Origin of the sequence: Phaeodactylibacter sp. (assembly GCF_040219495.1) — a bacterium.
GTDB lineage: Bacteria > Bacteroidota > Bacteroidia > Chitinophagales > Saprospiraceae > Phaeodactylibacter.
Genome location: NZ_JAVJSK010000085.1, coordinates 1 through 16414 on the forward strand (window position 1 = coordinate 1; position 16414 = coordinate 16414).

At 53.6% G+C, this 16414-nt stretch carries 15 protein-coding genes; 3 read left to right on the forward strand and 12 right to left on the reverse strand.

Going from position 1 to position 16414, the window contains the following annotated elements; genetic code table 11:
* The 6 genes from RIC19_RS12980 to RIC19_RS13005 all read right to left on the reverse strand — a co-directional run.
* Positions 1 to 963 (reverse strand): right-handed parallel beta-helix repeat-containing protein (locus RIC19_RS12980; RefSeq protein ID WP_502930838.1); only part of this gene is annotated, 963 nt, incomplete at its 3' end.
* 169 nt (positions 964 to 1132) lie between these two features.
* Positions 1133 to 1765 carry a Uma2 family endonuclease gene (locus RIC19_RS12985; RefSeq protein WP_350178756.1) on the reverse strand — a complete coding sequence of 211 codons (633 nt, stop codon included), beginning with the start codon at positions 1763 to 1765 and terminating at the stop codon, positions 1133 to 1135.
* A 55-nt stretch (positions 1766 to 1820) separates the two neighbouring features.
* Positions 1821 to 2309 (reverse strand): methylated-DNA--[protein]-cysteine S-methyltransferase, encoded by a 489-nt coding sequence (locus tag RIC19_RS12990; RefSeq protein WP_044217624.1) that lies wholly within the window; start codon positions 2307 to 2309, stop codon positions 1821 to 1823.
* A 45-nt stretch (positions 2310 to 2354) separates the two neighbouring features.
* Entirely contained in the window at positions 2355 to 3140 is a 786-nt protein-coding gene (locus tag RIC19_RS12995) for a class I SAM-dependent methyltransferase (RefSeq protein WP_350178757.1), read from the reverse strand.
* Complete coding sequence (locus RIC19_RS13000; protein WP_350178758.1) at positions 3137 to 4273, reverse strand: PQQ-dependent sugar dehydrogenase; 1137 nt, start codon at positions 4271 to 4273, stop codon at positions 3137 to 3139. Before RIC19_RS13000 ends, RIC19_RS12995 begins: the two co-directional genes overlap by 4 nt.
* A gap of 58 nt (positions 4274 to 4331) precedes the next feature.
* Positions 4332 to 5363, reverse strand: coding sequence for a nucleoid-associated protein (locus RIC19_RS13005; protein ID WP_350178759.1), 1032 nt, complete (start codon positions 5361 to 5363; stop codon positions 4332 to 4334).
* Positions 5364 to 5419: 56 nt separating this feature from the next.
* On the opposite strand from RIC19_RS13005, the gene RIC19_RS13010 reads away from it, so the two are divergent.
* Positions 5420 to 5635 carry a hypothetical protein gene (locus RIC19_RS13010; RefSeq protein ID WP_350178760.1) on the forward strand — a complete coding sequence of 72 codons (216 nt, stop codon included), beginning with the start codon at positions 5420 to 5422 and terminating at the stop codon, positions 5633 to 5635.
* 128 nt (positions 5636 to 5763) lie between these two features.
* Here the strand turns inward: RIC19_RS13010 and RIC19_RS13015 are convergent, their stop codons facing one another.
* Positions 5764 to 6774, reverse strand: a complete 1011-nt coding sequence (locus RIC19_RS13015; RefSeq protein WP_350178761.1) for a glycoside hydrolase family protein — start codon at positions 6772 to 6774, stop codon at positions 5764 to 5766.
* A 360-nt stretch (positions 6775 to 7134) separates the two neighbouring features.
* Between RIC19_RS13015 and RIC19_RS13020 the strand changes: the two genes are divergently transcribed.
* Together RIC19_RS13020 and RIC19_RS13025 are read left to right on the forward strand one after the other, a co-directional pair.
* The gene (locus RIC19_RS13020) at positions 7135 to 8169 is read left to right on the forward strand and encodes an alpha/beta hydrolase (RefSeq protein WP_350178762.1); all 1035 of its coding nucleotides are present in this window, start codon (positions 7135 to 7137) and stop codon (positions 8167 to 8169) included.
* Positions 8170 to 8227: 58 nt separating this feature from the next.
* Positions 8228 to 9430 carry a glycoside hydrolase family 18 protein gene (locus RIC19_RS13025; RefSeq protein ID WP_350178763.1) on the forward strand — a complete coding sequence of 401 codons (1203 nt, stop codon included), beginning with the start codon at positions 8228 to 8230 and terminating at the stop codon, positions 9428 to 9430.
* Positions 9431 to 9438: 8 nt separating this feature from the next.
* Here the strand turns inward: RIC19_RS13025 and RIC19_RS13030 are convergent, their stop codons facing one another.
* From RIC19_RS13030 to RIC19_RS13050, 5 genes are all read right to left on the reverse strand, one after another.
* A complete protein-coding gene (locus RIC19_RS13030; protein ID WP_350178764.1) occupies positions 9439 to 11001 on the reverse strand; it encodes a hypothetical protein in 1563 nt (520 codons plus the stop codon).
* Between the two features lie 45 nt (positions 11002 to 11046).
* The gene (locus RIC19_RS13035) at positions 11047 to 12258 is read right to left on the reverse strand and encodes an acyl-CoA dehydrogenase family protein (RefSeq protein ID WP_350178765.1); all 1212 of its coding nucleotides are present in this window, start codon (positions 12256 to 12258) and stop codon (positions 11047 to 11049) included.
* A gap of 130 nt (positions 12259 to 12388) precedes the next feature.
* Positions 12389 to 13525: a mechanosensitive ion channel family protein gene (locus RIC19_RS13040; RefSeq protein WP_350178766.1), complete on the reverse strand. Its 1137-nt coding sequence runs from the start codon at positions 13523 to 13525 to the stop codon at positions 12389 to 12391.
* Positions 13526 to 13620: 95 nt separating this feature from the next.
* Positions 13621 to 15042 carry a cytochrome c peroxidase gene (locus RIC19_RS13045; protein ID WP_350178767.1) on the reverse strand — a complete coding sequence of 474 codons (1422 nt, stop codon included), beginning with the start codon at positions 15040 to 15042 and terminating at the stop codon, positions 13621 to 13623.
* A gap of 203 nt (positions 15043 to 15245) precedes the next feature.
* Positions 15246 to 15839, reverse strand: coding sequence for an HD domain-containing protein (locus RIC19_RS13050; protein ID WP_350178768.1), 594 nt, complete (start codon positions 15837 to 15839; stop codon positions 15246 to 15248).
* Between the last annotated feature and the right edge of the window lie 575 nt (positions 15840 to 16414).

Below are 16414 nucleotides of genomic sequence, written 5' to 3' on the forward strand. Positions count from 1 at the left end.
ATCGGCGGTATTATTAGAAATGACGCCACCTGTGACCATTACTGTGCCGCTCAGGTTGTAGATGCCGCCGCCGCCCTGATCGGCGTCGTTGCCGCTCGCGGTATTGCCGTCGATCATCACGTTGGTGACCGTCATAAGGCCCGCGCCGTTCCATAGACCACCGCCCTCGGCTGCTGCGGTGTTGCCGGTGACCATGCCGCCAGTGATGTCCATATCGCCAGGGCCGGTGATGTGCACGCCGCCGCCATTGCCCGGAGCGCTGCCAGTGGTGTTGCTACTAAGGGTGACGTCGGCCAGCGTAACGACCGTACTTTCGCCAGAGACGTCTTCAATGCCGCCGCCGGCGCGCATCGCTGTATTCCCAGTAATGGTAGAATTAGTTACCGTGAGGGTGCCATCGGACAAATTGAGGATGCCGCCGCCACTACCAGACATCCCGGATGCCGTATTATTGGAGATTTCGGAGTCGATAATGGTAATATTGCCTCCCACATTAGCGATACCGCCGCCACCTTCAGTTGCAGCGGCTCCACTTGCCGTTGAATTCGTAATAACCGTATTGGAAAGGACCAATTCTGCACTATTGCAGAGGATAGCACCACCCAAACTGGAACTGCTACCATTCATCAGCATCAGGTCCTGAATGACTACAGATGCCCCACTTGAGACATTAAAAATTCGGCTAAGGTTGTTGGCACTGATCATGGTATTGACAGAGCCGTTACCGACGATGGTCAGAGATTTGTCTATGATAACCTCGCTGCCGGCAAGGACAACAGGAATGCCATCCAGCGCCAGGTCAAAGGAGATCGTATCTCCGGGAGAAGCAGCGCTAACTGCCAGCCGGAGGGAGCCCGTCACGTTGTCAAGGGCAGAAACTACTGGTATTTTCAGTGCTTTTGCCGGGGTAAAACCGGCAAGGAATACCAATACGGTTAAGGATCTAAGTAGCTTTTGGGTCATAATGATTCTGGTTTATCTGAAAAAATGACTTACAGAATCAGCTACGAAGATTTTTTAGGGGCTGGATTATATTTTTTGTATTTTTTTGACTTTGTCTGCAAGGTGCATGGTTCTGACAGGGAGAAAACAGTGAGCGAAAAGAGCGTAGTAAACTGAGCAGTGAAAAGCATCAGAACGTCACCTTCCGGTATAAATCCCCCAGCAGAAAACCTCCCTCGCCCAGTACCGGGCAAGACTCGGATTCAGCTGTGAAATCCCGCAGCAGCCATCCATCCTGCTCGGGCTCACGGGTGTAGCTCGTTACCCGCATGGACGTACTGTGAATAAACAGCAGCTGCTGTACAGAGGGTATTTCGCGGTAGTGGTGCAGTTTGGTGGAGAGGTCTTCCTGCTCGGTGGAAGGAGACAGTACTTCGACCAGCAAGACTGGGTTGGTGGTAGCGTTTACCCCGGGCAGTACTTCTTTCTTCTCGGCTTTTCCCCTGACGACGGTGCAATCCGCGTTGTAGTAATTTTTGGTTATGCCCTCTGCGTAAAGGGGCAGATTGCTGCCGTAGATGTAATAAGTATCATCTTTGTCCAAAAGATTACTGATCAACTTGATAATTGCAGCAACGATCAATTCATGATTATCAGAAGCTTGGCCCATAACAGAAATAATTTCGCCACCGTAGTACTCCACGCGGTACTCTGCAGCAGGCAGGATCTCCAAAAAGTCTTCCCAGCTTGCCGCAATACGCAGCTCTGTGCCGCATTTCAGGCGTTCTTCCAGGGTTGTCGGGATTTGAGTGGTGACCTCCATCGGTTAAAGTTTAAATTTTATCTGTAGCATAAGTTGGGACTATATTTTGCCGCGCTTAAAACAGGCTTCCCTGACGGGCAAAGCTCAGCGGGTTTTCCAATTCCAGCAACTGCCGTTTCATATCCAACCCGTAAAAGTACCCTTGCAGTTCCCCGCTTTTGGCAATACACCGGTGGCAGGGTACGATGATGGCAATAGGATTATGCCGGTTGGCCTGCCCTACCGCACGTACGGCTTTTTTATCCCCCAGATTTTCAGCAATTGCCTGATAAGTGGTGGTGTGGCCATAGGGGATTTTCAGGAGCTCATTCCAGACGGCTCTGTGGAAAGGCGGGGCATCTCCAAAGTCAAGCTTGAGGTTAAAGCCATCCCGGTCGCCGCGAAAGTATTCCGCCAGCTGCTGTATGCAGGGTTTGAGGACCGCCGGGATAGGCCCCGTGGGACAAGGCTTGGTCGACACCATCTGCACCAGGCTGATGCCATCTTCACTACCCTCTACACGAAGGCAGCCAAACGGGGACAGGAAATGAGCGTATTCAGTCACGGCTTGAGGATTATAGCTGTAATTTACCGGTTTTTAACCAATTCTTCAATCTTTATCTGCCCGGAAAGGCTTCACAGCCATCACGCGCAGCCTTTTATAGTCGGCGTACCAATGGCCATCCCGAAAAAGTTGGGGGCGGACCGCGGCCTGTACCTGTGCCCTAATCTCAGCCGCTTCTTCCCCGGGGACTCCTTCGAAGAAAGCGCCGGCAAACATACTCAGCCAGTCTTCCACACCGTGCGCTGACGATTGTAATTGCGTGGGGCGGTCGTAATGCTGAGCGATTTTCACCTGAAACCCAGCAGCCTCCAGCGCACTTGTGTAGGTGCCGATGCCCGGGAAGAACCAAAGCTGCAATTCACTTTGTGCCTGGTAGCCACGGTTTTGCAATTCGGTGCGGAGCTGCCGGATGATACTTTCAATATTCCCGGCTCCGCCCATTTCCAGCACCAGCCTGCCCCCCGGCTTCAAATGACGGTACATGCACGCTATTGCCGCCCGATAGTCCAGTACCCAATGCAAGGTGGCATTAGAAAAAATCGCATCGAATGGCGCTGCGAAGGAGAAATTGGTAGCATCGCCCACCTCAAAGTGCAGTTTCGGAAATGCCCTGCGCGCTTGTTCAACCATCTCCGCTGAGGCATCCATCCCAACCACCTCACAGCCAGCCTGAGCAATTTCATGAGCCAGGTGCCCGGTACCACAGCCCAAATCCAGGATGTGCTCTCCAAGCTTGGGGTTCAGCCATCCGATTAGGCCTTTGCCGTATTCAGAAACAAAGGCGTGCTTTTGGTCATAGAGCTGGGCGTCCCATGCCGTACGCGGCTTCATGATTTGGGATTGTAATAAATCCGGTAAATGGCATCGGCAAAGTCATCACTGACCAGCATCGAACCATCCGGCAGCAGCTCAAGATCAACGGGGCGGCCCCAGACATCACCGTCGTCCAGCCAGCCTTCAGCGAAGGGTTTGTAGCTGACCACTTCATTGCCTTCCAGGGTAGCCATCATCACCCGGTAGCCGATTTTCTCACTGCGGTTCCAGGAGCCATGCTCCGCGACGAAGATCTGCCCTTGATAAGACTTCGGGAACTGCTTTCCGGTATAAAACTCCAGCCCCAGTGGTGCAACGTGGGGCCCAAGCTTGGCCGCCGGAGGGGTGAAGTCATCACAGGGCCGCTGCTCGCCAAACTCCGGATCAGACAGGTCGCCCTGATGGCAGTAAGGGTAGCCGAAGTGCATACCGTCTTCGGACGCACGGTTGAGCTCGCAGTAGGGCTGATCGTCGCCCATCCAGTCGCGCCCATTATCGGTAAACCAGAGCTCGCCGGTTTCGGGGTGCCAGGTGAAGCCCACCGTATTGCGGATGCCGTGTTGTACCACTTCCATACCACTGCCGTCCGGATTGAGGCGGGTGATAGAGGCAAAGGCCTCTTGTTCGCTTTCGCAAATGTTGCAGGGGGCGCCCACCGGTACATACAGCTTGCCATCCGGCCCAAAAGCAATGTATTTCCAGCCGTGGTGGGTCTCGGTAGGATAGCCGTCAAAGACCACCTCCGGCGTACCGGGGTTGCCTAGCTTGTTTTCGATATCCGGAAAGCGCAGAATGCGGCTGACCTCCGCTACGTACAAGTCCCCGTCGCGGAAAGCCACGCCGTTGGGCATCTTCAGGCCTGCTGCCAGAACGTAACGTTGATCGGGCCGACCGTCGCCGTTGGTATCCTTTAGGGCGTAAACTTTGCCCTCGCCACGCGTGCCCACGAAGAGCGTGCCATCGGGCGACAAGTCCATAGAACGGGCATTTTTGAGGCCTTCGGCGTAGACCTCAATCGCAAAACCCTCCGGCAATTGGATGTCATCTACCGGCAACTTGGAGGACTTGAAGAGCCTGGGGCCGGGCGGGTTGATCCTCCCGCAGCTAAGCGTAAAAAGGCTGATTAGCATCAAAAAGGGCAGTAGTCGCATAAGCTTTTTTATAGGCAACAGATTTTCGTTACGCAGGGTTGGGCACGGCCTTATTTCCCTACCGGCTGCCCAAGTCCAGGATTTGATCTGCAAGGTCCTCGGAGGTGATAATCACGCGGTTGCCCTCCACCACGATATCCCCCTCTTTAAGGTGGCCGCTGTTGAAATAGAGGTAAATTTTGTCAGCATTGACCTTGTGATTGTAAAACTGGTTCAGGGTCTTTTTGTCGAAGCGGAACTCCTTATCCATTTCCACTTGGTGGTCCTGCAGATACTGTTGTGCGGGGTTTTCGTTTTTGTAAAACTCCTGTTCAAACTCCTCAATATTGATGACCTTCTGCGGGCTGCTGTTGGCGAAGTGGAGCACTTTTTCATGGAACTGCTGCTCTTTCATGCTTTCCCCCGTTTCTTCGTCTACCGGCATAGGCAACTCATTGACCATTTCCAGGAAAGAATGGGTGAGGTCACGGCTGCTTTCCGGCCGCTCCAACCCGATCCACTGAATGAAGTACTCCGAGATGGCTTTTTGGCTTTTGGCGTGTTTGATCAGCTCCACGCACCGGCCCTCGCCGGCGGTGAATTTATCGACGAGGATGCGGCAGGCCATCGCCAGTTTTTCGGTATTGAGATAGGTGACCGCATTCAGCGCGAAAGCTGCAGCTTCTTCCTTTTTGGAAAACACCATGCCTTCGGTATCCCGCACCAGAAAAATACCGATCACCCGCTGATGGGTCTGCTCCTCGGTATAGTCGATGTAGACGAGGTAGCCGCCTTTAGCGCCGAGCACACCTTGCAGGGTGAGTTGCAGGGCGTTCATCGTCTCCCGGGTAAAAGAGAGGAAAGCCTCTTCGGTCAGCCCGCTGTCGGCCAGTATCTGAAAGTAACCGGGGAAGAGCGCATCTTCCGGCGGGCTCAGGTACCCCTGCAGCGTATCCTCTTTGCGCACAAACGTATCATGCAGTTTGTCGGAAAGCGCCTGCGCCCGTTCTTCTACCGGCAGGCAATGCTGGCTCAGAAAGACCTTCGCGCCGCTCTCGTCGGCTTCTTTCTGCAATTCATGGATAGCGATATGGTGGATAACAGTAGACATCCCGATTTTTTTGCCAAAGGTAGGAATATTTTGAGTGCGCCGTAAGCCTGATTGCTGTGTTGCCCAGGGCTGAGCAGCAAAAAGCACCTGTCAAAGCATTTAAAATCATCGGTATACTACCCGCCGGGCTCGTGGTACTCTACCTACTGGGCTCCAAACCTGCCCCGCCTCAGCTACAGGCTCAGCTGCCTGTTCTCGCGACTGCCATCGCTGCACTTGGAGACAGCATCGCCAACGCTGAGCAAGCCATCCCCCAACCTAAAGCCCAATAACGAAGACCGCATCATTTGGGCGGACAGCCCGCCCCGCAGACCGAGTACGCATTGGTGTATTTGCCGGGCTTTACTGCCGCTTACTAAAGTCCCAACACGCGCTTATTAGACCCCTATTGTAGGAGAAGTTAACGCTCTCCTGCAATATCCCAATTTACTAAATCCCTGGAACGGGCAAGCCCCAGCTTATTGTCTCCTCTTTTCGCATGGGTTTTATTCTCTGTCCTTCCCGCATAGATCATATAGTAGTACCCATCGTAAGCCCTCCCATCGCAGATAAAGGCTGCATTGGCTGCATAGCTGGTGTTAAATCCTTTTTCAATGGGGATGGTTATTTTGTAGCCGTCTTCCCATTGTAGCCAGCTTGGAAATTGACTTGGCGCTTCCTTTAACTTATATAAATACGGAGCATGTTCCCGATAGGGGTTATATGCATAATCCGTAGTCAGGCACCACCATTGATCATCTGCCTGGAAGTATTCATAATTTTCGTGAATCATTCCATTTTCTCCGCCTTCCCGCATGAGGTATACCGGATAGCCAAAATTGATGAATTGGAAACTATCCAGATCAGATTCACTGCAGGCCATTCTGGTTTTGCCTTTTTTCCCCTTCCACGAAAGAATGTACTTTCCCTCGTGATAGGCCAGGGAAGCGTCGATTGCTCTTTTATCCGTAGTCAACTCGTGAGCGAGAGGAATATCCCTTTCCCAATGCTCCAAATCTTCCGATACTGCGTAGAATAGCTGGTTGGGTTTGCCTTTCTTATCGCCCCATGAATTGTAAGTAAGGATGTACTTGCCCTGCACTACCGTGAGGTTGGGAGAGCACAGCCCAATCCAGCCGTCTTTTCGGCCATCCCATAGGAAAAGCGGATCGGAGAAGGACCTAAAATCCTTAGTTTTTACAGCTGACAAATGGCTCCTCTCGCGGCCATCATCGAAATAAAAGGCTGAAAAGAATAGGTAAAAGGTACTATCCGCTTCGTTATAAATCATACATGCATCCTTCACGCTCCAGCCTTCGTGCTGATAAACGGGGTTGCGGAGGGCGCTCCAGTCCAACCACTGTGCATCGCCAATTACCGGGAGCAAAACGACGAAGAATCCAAAAAGTAGGGAAGGAATGTAACGGTTCATTTCAAAAAGCCATTTTAAACTGTAATGATTCCCAACGCGTCAACACTATTAAAGGAGTTGGGGAACACCGGGGGATGTAATCAATCCTTGCAATGTTTTTTGGATCTGATGGGTATTGAACCTGTCCAGCCAAACAGTGGAACAATAGAACACTCACGGGAATCGAAGGAGGGTTGCCCCAACAAGCTTTTATCAGCGAATCGCACCTGAAACGGTGTTGGCTGCCTTTACCTGTTCCCTGAATCCAATATTTGATCAGTCGGTTTTTCAGGATTGAGATTAGTCCCTGCCTCAGGAGCAAAACCCCTGAATTATTGAAGAATGCCCGCCACTCTGCTAACTTTACAGCAAAAAGCACCTGTGAAAGCATTAAAAATCATCGGCATACTACTCGCCGGGCTCGTCGTACTCTACCTGCTGGGCCCCAAACCTGCCCCGCCTCAGCTACAGGCTCAGCTGCCTAATCTCACGACTGCCATCGCTGCACTTGGAGACAGCATAACCAACGCTGAGCAGGCCACTCCCAGCCTAAAGCCCAATAATGAAGCCCGCATCATCTGGGCCGATAGCCTGCCCCGCCGAACCGAATACGCTTTGGTCTACCTGCCGGGCTTTACGGCCACTTACGTGGAAGGCGAACCGATTCACCGGGAGTTCGCAGCACGCTACGGGTGCAATCTCTATGTGGCCCGATGGCGCGACCACGGGCTGGATGTGGAGGACAAACTGTTGCATTATCACCCGGACTCTGTACTGGAAACCGCCGCCCACGCTCTTGCAGTCGGGCACCGGATTGGGAAAAAAGTCATACTCATGAGTACCTCCACCGGAGGGACGCTGTCCTTGTTATTAGCCGCACAGCACCCGGAACTGGTAGATGGGATTGTCGCTTATTCGCCCAACATCCGCATCAAATCGGAAAGCGCAAAGGTGCTGACGATGCCCTGGGGGCTGCAGATTGCCCGGCAGATGGTAGGCGGAACCCACCGGCATTTTGATGCGGAAGAGGAATTCATGAAGTATTGGTACAATCATTACCGGCTGGAGGGCCTGGTGCAGTTACAAAACCTGGTGGAGCAAGGTATGGTACCCGAAACCTTTGCTGCGGTCGAAGCCCCTTTTTTCCTGGGCTACTACTTCAAAAATGACAGCATACAGGATCAGGTGGTCTCTGTGCCGGCTATGCTGGAGATGTACGATCAGCTGGGTACACCCGCCAAACTGAAGCGAAAAGTTGCCTTTCCCGACGTCGACAATCACGCACTAGCCTCCTACATAGGCTCGAAAGACCTGGACCACGTCCGGGAGGAGACCTTCCGGTTTGCTGAAGAGATACTGGGGCTTGAGGCGGTACCAAAACAAGTTGAAGACGCTGTGAAAACCGCTTCCGATTAAAACCAGAATGCCGGGTTGTTTGTCTTTTTTAACATTCCAAAACCTAAAACCAACGACGATGCGCCTGACCAATATCTTACTGGCTTTTTGCCTGCTTCCATTGCTAAACTGTAGCACGGCAACGGATGCTACGGATACGGAGCCTGCGAACGACGACTTTGCCATCATGGCCTACTACGTAGCCAACGACCGTTTCCCACCGGGCGACCTCCCCCTCGAAAAGCTCACCCACATCATCTATTCCTTTAGCAATATTGTGAATGGGGAGATGGCCTTTACGAGTCCGGGGCACGATTCGCTCATGCGCGTCCTAGTTGCACAGCGGGAAAAACACCCCGACCTCAAAGTCATGATCGCCTGCGGGGGCTGGGGAGCCGATGGATTTTCGGATGCCGCTTCCACGGCAGGCACCCGGGATACTTTCATCCGCAGCACCATTGAGTTCCTGAAGCGCTATGACCTGGACGGCCTGGATATGGACTGGGAATATCCGGCGATTCCGGCAGCTGGTACGAGGGCCCGCCCCGAGGATAAGGAGAATTTCACCCTGCTGATGAAAGGCCTGCGGGAAGCGATGGATACGCTGGACCGCCCTCAAACGCTGACTTTTGCCTCAGCAGGCTGGGAACGCTATTATTACAATATTGAGACGGTAGAGGTGATGAAGTATGCCGATTACATGAATATCATGACCTATGATCAGGTAGGAGGCCGATCACCGGTTACCGGGCACCACACGCCCCTGGGGCTGATTGAAGAGTCTGACCTAGAGGGGCTGCCGATCCTGGATACCGTAGCGAAGCGGCGGGAAGAAAGACCGGAGGCGGAATACGACTGGGCACCGCGTTCGGCTAAGCGTATTGTGAATTATGTAAAAGGCCTGGGCGTCGACCCTAAGCAGCTGGTGATTGGCGGCGCATTTTACGGCAGAGCCTGGAAAGGCGTCCCCTCAGCCAACAACGGGCTCTACCAACCTAATAAAGGCGTGCATACCGGTTGGCTCGATTATGGGGCTATCCGTAATGAATATGAAAATAAAAATGGGTTTGTCCGGCACTGGGACCCGGTAGCATCAGCTCCATTTCTGTTCAATTCACAAGACAGCATCTTTATCTCTTATGATGACCCCGAGTCCGTAACCCTTAAAACAGACTACGCACAGGAAGCAGGGCTCGGAGGTATCATGTTCTGGCAACTCAGTAATGATACTCGGGAAGAAGGAGGCCTTCTGGATGCGATCTGGGCCGCCGCCGAAGAATAGGTACGGATTTACTCTTTGATAAATACGCCACTGCTCATCCGGTACCGATGACTGCCGATGGTGATCAGCTGCCCTTCATTGACGGTCTTGAGGGTTTCGATATCTTCGGTGAGGGTGTGGATGGAGCCGCCCGTCGCCCATGCGATTTGCAGGTAGTCTTCGTTAATGCCGTGGTCGAGATTGCCGGCGAGCACGATTCTTACTGGTGTGCGGAGTTGGGGCAGCAATTCCATATCCCGCACATCGCTGTAGTTGTCGGCGATCAGGACGAGCTCGTCTCCCTCGCCCATCATGCGCATGGCTTCGAGCAGGGCTTCAATATCGTTTTCCTCAGATTCGCCCCCGCTGCCTCCGTTCGTAGTGGATTGCATGGTCTGCAACAGGGCGGGCATATCAGGTATTTCGGTAGTATAAAACCCTCCGGTTGCTCCAATTGGCTTTTCGGGCTTCCGGTCGCCATCGTTGAAAAAGAGGTAGCGGTTTTGGGCTCCGGGCACGACCGCGAGGGCATGCCAAAGCAGCACTTCGTCCATGTACGGGTGCATACTGCCGGTCAGGTCGGTGACGATGACGTTGCTCGACCACCCGGCCCGGTTGCGGTAAAAAGCCGACTTGACAGATTCTCCGGTCAGCTCATAGAGCTGCTCGTTTTTAGCCAGTTGTTCCCGTTCTGCGGCGGCTTGTTCGCCCACTTTTTCCAGGATTTGCTTCATGTTTAACCCGGAGTTCATGAGAAACAGGTAGTCGTAATCACCGGTCAGTAATCGCAGAGAATCCCGGGCTGCGGCAATGGAGTCGCGTGCACGGGCGAGTTCATACAGGGAGTCCCTCCTTGCAGCAAGGCGGGCACGTTCGGCTTCACGTTTCAAAAAGGCTTCCTTGCCGATCGTTTGCAGGGTCAGCCGGAGGGTGCCAAGGCGGTCATCATCGGGCAGTTCAAAACCGGATACATTCGGAACGAAAGCGGTACTGAGTTGTATACTGTCGCCCCGGGGCAGCATCAGCAGCGCCTGCCCGTCCGCTCCGGTGGTTACGGCAAAAACCTTTCCGTTGCTTTGATAATTGAAATAGATGTCTTCATCCGGAAGGGGCGCTCCCTCGAAATTCTTAACCAGCAGCCTTAGCAAAATGCGGCTGCGGATGGGCTGTTGGGTGGGCGGTACGTCCTGGAAAACGGTGTCCCCCCGCTCGGTTTCGGTGTAGGTCTTCGGCGCATAAAAAAGGGTGTAGCGGCTGCGCACATAGCCGTCATTCAGGGTTTTGACTGCACCAAATGCGGGCTGATCCTCTGCATTGACCTGGTAGGAAGCACCCTTAGGCAAGAGGAAGTAGGCCTGCCCGCGGCTGTTGGTGACCGCCTGGTAGACCACTCCCGGTTGCTCCGGGCTGATGAGCCAAAGGGGCATGTCTTTCCAGCTCCGCCCCTGCATGTCCGTCACTTTCAGGCTCACCTGACTGTGGGTGGCGGTCGCCTCAGGAGGAGAGGTAGGTTGAATAAGAGTATCTGCGGGCTGAGTGTATGCCTTGCTCAAAAACAGGATCGGCAGGCAGATCAGGAAAAAGTGGCGCATGGTTTGAGGGTTTATTTTCCAAACGCCGATTCCTGGGTTTCAGTATTACCGCTTTGCTTTTAGCCCATATTGCTTCAGGATTTTTCGGGCCAGCGAAGCTTTATGCACCTCGTCCGGGCCGTCGTAAATGCGGGCGCCCCGCTCCTCCCGGTAGAAGAAGGACAGGATGGTATCGTCAGTAATACCCAATGCGCCGTGGACCTGTAGTGCCCGGTCGACCACCCGCTGCATCACATCCGCCACAAAGAATTTGATAGTAGAAATTTCGGTACTCGCTGCCCGCTGCCCCTCTTCCTGCATTTTGAGCGCCGTGTGGAGCACCATATACCGCGAGGCATCGATTTGAGCACGGCTTTCAGCAATCCAGGACTGAACCATCTGCTTTTCGCCCAGCATGTGGCCTTCGCTCAGTTCGCGGGTGGCCGCACGTTTGCACATCATGTGAAAGCTGCGCTCACAGATGCCAATCCAACGCATGCAGTGGTGGATACGGCCCGGGCCCAGGCGCTCCTGTGCCAGTTTGAAGCCCTCGCCCTCATTGCCCAGCAGGTTGGCAGCCGGGACACGGAGGTCGTTGAACTTCACTTCAGCATGACTGTGCCAGCCCTCCCCGGCATGGCCCATAATCGGGATATTGCGCACCAGCTCAAAACCGGGCAGGTCCGTTGGGGCCAGTATCATGCTGGCCCGGGCATAGGGCGACTCGGCATCGGGGTTGGTAACGGCCATTATGATGGTAAAGGCAGCGCCATCTGCAGCGGTGGTAAACCACTTGTGCCCGTTAATGACATACTCGTCCTCTTGTCTTACCGCAGTGGTGCCCAGGCGTACCGGATTGGAACCCGCGTAGGCCGGCTCGGTCATGGCAAAGCAGGACCGGATATCACCAGCGAGCAGGGGCTTGAGGTAGGTGGTACGAATGTCCGGGCTACCGTACTGCAGGAGCAGCTCGATATTGCCCGCATCCGGTGCCTGACAGTTGAAGGCCAGGTGGCCGAAGGGCGAAGTACCCAGCAGTTCGCTGATTTGGGCAAACTCTGTGAGCAGGAGACCGGGTCCGCCTTCTTCTGCACTCAGGGCTGCATTCCAGGCACCCGTGGCTTGTGCTTTTGGGCGCAAAGCCCGGATTTCCCGTTCTACTTCCTGGAAAGGCGTACGCAGCCAGCGGAGTTCGTTGGGGTATATTTGGGCTTCCAGAAATTGCCGTACAGGCTCATACAGGGCTTTTAGCTTGGGCGTCGAAAAAGTGGCAATCATAGGATGGATGATTCAGGGCATACAAAATTTACGTTCATAATCTCTAATAGACTGCCAAGATAAAGAAAACCTTTTGGGTGAGAAAACAGCTCCTTTTCCCACTACACAACACGGCCCCAACGCATTACCTCTATTGCTCCGGCGCACCGCCCTTGTGCCCGGATGGCACCTGCCCGGGCGCACCGTTTCCATTTTGAGGGACCGCGCTTTGCTGTGCCGGGAACCACTCCACGCGGGTCCTTGGGAGGCTTTCCGGATATTCTTCCTGAATGAAGGTGATCAGGCCTTCCCGGATCTGGCAACGCAAATCCCAGGCTTCGGGTGCGTTACGGGCGCTCATCAGTGCCCGGATTTCCATGGTTTGCCGGTCGGCATTGCTTACCTGCACATTATTCACCCGTTTGTCCCACAGGGGGGCACCCTCAAGTAATTCGGTCAGCTTTTCGCGTAGGGCGTCCACCGGCACCCGGTAGTCGGTATAGAGGTAGACATAAGCGAGCAATTGGGAAGAGCTGCGTGTCCAGTTTTGGAACGGTTTCTCATTGAAGTAATTCAGAGGGACCACCAGCCGGCGCTCATCCCAGATGCGGACCACCACGTAGGTTAAGGTGATCTCTTCAATTTTACCCCATTCATTCTCCACGATAACCACATCATCAATGCGGATGGGCTGCGTGAAAGCCAGCTGAAAGCCAGCGAGCAGGTTGGCAATCGACTTTTGGGCGGCCAGGCCAATAATGATGCCTGCCACGCCTGCTGATGTCAATAGCCCGGTGCCTAATTCCCGGACTTTGTCAAATTGCAGCAAAATGAAAGCGACCGCTACAATAAACACGACTACAGAAACGACCCGCTTGATGTACTGAAACTGCGTCATGATTTTCCGCTCGGTCAGGTTGTTCTCTTTAGACAATCGGAAACGGTCCCGGACCAGGTCGCTCACCACATCCGTCAGCTCAATAACGGCCCACCCACCAAAGACATAGATCAGGCTTTCAAACAGGATGCTCAGGTTACCGGCTATGGTCTCGTTGACCTCAATGAAAGCCACGGCAATATTCAGCCCAATAACCATACCAAGGAACCGTGCGGGCAGGCGCAGATTGCGGTTGACCGACTGAAAGGGCAAGTTGTCGCGGCGGTCACCGTACCAGCGTATTCCTTTGAAAATTCCCCAAAAGAGTACGAAACCCAAAAGCCCTGCCACTGCAAGCTCTACTAAAGGCAGTATCCAGGCATAAGAGGTTTCCAAAAGTTGATCAAACATAGACAGGCATTTTAGATGTCATGCAAAATGGTTCTTTAAGAAGTGATCTAAAGGTACAACTCGTCTTTTGCCCGGCTTTGTTCGATAAGAAGGCTTTATTTGAAGACAACAGGCTGAGTGGACACCTCATTTTGCCCCTGCAGTACCAAATAGTACAAGCCCGATGCCAGCTGCTGACGGTGAAGTTGCAGGACCGGTTGGGAGACCGTCCAGGAGCGGACTTGCTGCCCGTTGCTGTTCATTAACAGGAGTTGGGCCGGCTGCCCCGACCAGTGGTCCAGGCGCACGGTAAAGGTGGGGCCGGCAGGGTTGGGAAAAACCGTCCATCCCTGTTGTGGCAATGGCTCCAGCGTAGAAGAAGGCGTACCGCAGAACGGGTCCGACCAGCGCTCATCCGTAATAAAAGCTTCATCGGTCAGGGTGTGGAGAAAGGCGACGAGGGCCTCTTGTTCTTCCTCCGTCAGATTGAGGGGGCGGGGCGGGCCGCTGGGCCCGATACGGAGCTGATGAGACAAATTAGGATGGGGCTGCACGTTACTGTTGTAGTGGTCCACCACTTCCTCCAGCGTTTCGAAGCGGCCATCATGCATGTAGGGCGCGGTCAGCCCGATATTGCGGAGGGAAGGCACCTTGAAAAGCCCGATTTCCTGCGGGATACCCGTGACACCTCCCAGCCCCGGATCGATGGAGGGGTCGGTATCCAGGCCGTTATTGCGCGCCTCGGACGCGATGAAGGCATCTGTTCCGTGGCAAACGGCGCAATTCCCCAATTCCGGATCAAAAAAGACGGCTTTGCCGAGGTTCTCCTGATCCGTAAAGTTGGGCAGCGGGCCCTGATTAGGCGGGCCCGGAGGCGCCTGCTGCCGCCCCTGATCCCATTTGGACTGATAGCTGACCATAGAGCGGATGAATTGGGCGAGGGCCCGGGCAATGCGGTCTTCTGTGATTGCAGCATCGCCATAGGCGCTTGCAAAAAGGGACGGATAAAACGCCGTGGTTTCCAGGCGAAAAATGAGTTCGTCCAGGGTAAGCCCCATTTCCACGGGGTCCTGAATCGGCAACAGCGCCTGTTCTTCCAGGGTGCCGGACCGCTCATCCCAAAAGAAATGCCCGTTGGGATAATACTTAGCCATGCTCAGCCCCATAGAGTGCCGGGCGGTATGTTCCCCATCGAAACCTTCGCTCAGCGTGGCATCATCCGAGAAAGCGAGTTCCTGTTTGTGGCAGGAAGCACAGGAGACCGTTTGGTTGACCGACAGGCGGGTATCGTAAAAGAGGACCCGCCCCAAGGTTGCCCCTTCATCGGTGACGGGATTATCAGGGGGTGTATTATCAGCTCCCTGAATGGGGGGCGCATTGAGGAAAGGCGGCAAAGGCAGGTTGGCGTAATTGAACGGCGCTTCTTCCGGCAGGTCCAGGCAATCATTACCGACAGGGTCAAAATCAGGGCCGAAAGCCGTGAGGGCAGACAATACAGCGAAAGCAGCAGTGAGGGTTAGCATCCGGGGCACAGTCATAGCAGCAGGGTGTTTTTGTGTCACCTTTAGACCAGACGAAAATATAGAAGTTTAAACGGGAAGAAAAAGCAATGGGAGATAAAAGTAGGCAGCCCCTACAATTAAAACTAGTGAGTGTAGCTAGGGGCTGCTTACAAAATTTACGCCTATATCATCAAACTATAACATAAACGGCCGGGCAGCCCGATGCGCTGCTTTGCGCACTAATTTTTTTCGTATTCCGCTACAAGTTCCTTTAATTCAGATAAGTAGCGCTGCTTTTTGGGGGTACGGCGCTTGCGGTTGGTGCGGGTGAAAAAGCTGTGCTGTTCCAGAAAACTGACCTGAATACGGTTCCAGGCTTCTTCGGAGGAGAGCACATTGGAAGCTTTGAGCTCTTCAAAAAGCGTACGCCCGATATCATAGAAATCGTCACGCCCGAGGTAGTCGAGGTCGGCATCGCACATGATTTGCTCCAAATTGTTTTTGGGCGTTTGTGGAATCTTGGTCGCCATGATCATCCCGCAGATGCGCTCAATTTCCTGTTCTTTATACCCATAGCCGGGCAGGTACTCGCGGGCAATACCGCAACCGAGGCGCTCGTGCTCCTGTGCAGAGATGGTAAAGCCGGAATCGTGGAACAGCGCGGCGGTTTTTAGCAGCATTTCCTCGTAGGGGGTTACCTTTTCGTAATAGCAGAGCTCCTCCACGGTGTACAGTACATCAAGGGTGTGATGAATGCCGTGGTAGTACAATTGATCGCTGAGTTCTGACTCCAGTCTGTCGAGGATAAAAGCTTTCGCTGCGTGAAAATTCATGGTTTAGCTTTGATGCCGGTACCGGTTGGTTTCCTGCTGTTCGTTTGATGATCGGCTCCTAAAATAACCACTTCGCACGTATTACGCAAGGGGGAGCGCTCGCGCACAAAGCCGAAGGCGGTCTGCTTTAGGAGTAGTGTAACGTACTGAAATCACCAATTCTTATGCCGGGCATCACTTTTTTTGGGGATTGGGGCAATAAAATTTTAGTCCTTGATTGCAGCGTATTTCCCTGGAATTGAAAATGGCTCAAAGCCTAACGCCCCGGAAGGTCGTTTCCGGCAGGAACTCGCTGACATTCTCCAGATTGCGCATCCGGAAGCGTACTGTAATTTCCTGACGATTTGCACTTAGCCGGGCAATGCCCTGAGGGGCAGAGCAGCCGGTAGTGGTTTCTAAGGCATCATCCCAAAAAGCATAGGCGAGATAGCCCGAGCCAACTGCAATAATACCTTTGACTTTAATGTCATTAACACAGTTGGCTCGGGCTATCTCGCCTATGCTTTTTGGGATGATGCCTTAGAAACCACTACCGGCTGCTCTGCCCCTCAGGGCATTGCCCGGCTAAGTGCAAA

Bases quoted from the DNA above. Each gene is read 5' to 3' on its own strand.
- RIC19_RS12985 (WP_350178756.1), bottom strand. From the start codon at position 1,765: ATGGAGGTCACCACTCAAATCCCGACAACCCTGGAAGAACGCCTGAAA.
- RIC19_RS12995 (WP_350178757.1), bottom strand. From the start codon at position 3,140: ATGAAGCCGCGTACGGCATGGGACGCCCAGCTCTATGACCAAAAGCAC.
- RIC19_RS13000 (WP_350178758.1), bottom strand. From the start codon at position 4,273: ATGCGACTACTGCCCTTTTTGATGCTAATCAGCCTTTTTACGCTTAGC.
- RIC19_RS13005 (WP_350178759.1), bottom strand. From the start codon at position 5,363: ATGTCTACTGTTATCCACCATATCGCTATCCATGAATTGCAGAAAGAA.
- RIC19_RS13015 (WP_350178761.1), bottom strand. From the start codon at position 6,774: ATGAACCGTTACATTCCTTCCCTACTTTTTGGATTCTTCGTCGTTTTG.
- RIC19_RS13025 (WP_350178763.1), top strand. From the start codon at position 8,228: ATGCGCCTGACCAATATCTTACTGGCTTTTTGCCTGCTTCCATTGCTA.
- RIC19_RS13030 (WP_350178764.1), bottom strand. From the start codon at position 11,001: ATGCGCCACTTTTTCCTGATCTGCCTGCCGATCCTGTTTTTGAGCAAG.
- RIC19_RS13035 (WP_350178765.1), bottom strand. From the start codon at position 12,258: ATGATTGCCACTTTTTCGACGCCCAAGCTAAAAGCCCTGTATGAGCCT.
- RIC19_RS13040 (WP_350178766.1), bottom strand. From the start codon at position 13,525: ATGTTTGATCAACTTTTGGAAACCTCTTATGCCTGGATACTGCCTTTA.
- RIC19_RS13045 (WP_350178767.1), bottom strand. From the start codon at position 15,042: ATGACTGTGCCCCGGATGCTAACCCTCACTGCTGCTTTCGCTGTATTG.
- RIC19_RS13050 (WP_350178768.1), bottom strand. From the start codon at position 15,839: ATGAATTTTCACGCAGCGAAAGCTTTTATCCTCGACAGACTGGAGTCA.